At 38.5% G+C, this 879-nt stretch carries 1 pseudogene; it reads right to left on the reverse strand.

Features of this window, described 5'->3' with window-relative positions:
- Positions 1 to 748: pseudogene (locus IV71_RS08140) on the reverse strand (hypothetical protein); the annotation flags it as partial.
- Positions 749 to 879 lie beyond the last annotated feature (131 nt).

Consider the following 879-nt stretch of genomic DNA (forward strand, 5'->3'; position numbering starts at 1 on the left):
AGCTCAAAACAAGGTCCGTATCGGAAAAGGTCTTCCCTAATAGATCAGGATCAAGATCAAGCATAGCGGCCTTTACGTCATTGGAATACCCGACTTCTAAGGCTCCCTCCTGAAGAATCTGTTGGCGCTGCACGGTCTTTTGGTTGTCATTCATTTCTAACTCTTTTTTTGCCTCGACCGCTGTCATTTTCCGTGTAATTAGAACATTTTTAGGATCGAAGACAACTATTGCAGGCTCCCCATTTTCGTCCATGCTCGTGTCATCTTTTGTACTACCAATACCCAATTTAGTTAAGCCCTTAGCGAGTGCTTCAGTTTCACCCGAAACATTATTCAGATCATTAATAATATCCAGATCATTATCCTCTTGATTTAATAGGTGTCGGGCCACCTCTTCTGCTATTTCCTGATTTTTTGGTGTCCAACCCGGCTCTAAATCATCACCATAGTAATCAGTCAATGTATATGGATAATCCTGTTCTGCATTAATACTTTCTAAAAGTGATACCACATCAGCAACAGAAAGCGTAACCCTCTTATTTTCAAGGTGTTTCATTTTATCAATCTTTGTTGCGTCAACTTCATATACAAACCCAGGCTTATCCATTGAGCCTGAATAACTAAAAGCGAGTTGCTCGCTTTTAGTTAGGTAAATACCAAAACCTTGAGCCCGTCCATTTGTACTCTGTCTTCGATTCATAAATTCATTAAAATCTTGTGTTGAACCATGATACAAAACGTGTGTCATAAAATCGCTCCTTTGCTTTCTTATGACTACACTGTTTTTTTTACGATAATTTACGCATCTCCACCTTTTTTCAAAAAAAAGCCTCCACAATAGTGGAAGCTAGTTATAGTTATAATTACAACTATAGTTAC

The sequence above is a fragment of the Fructobacillus fructosus KCTC 3544 genome (assembly GCF_001438695.1).
Classification (GTDB): Bacteria; Bacillota; Bacilli; order Lactobacillales; family Lactobacillaceae; genus Fructobacillus; species Fructobacillus fructosus.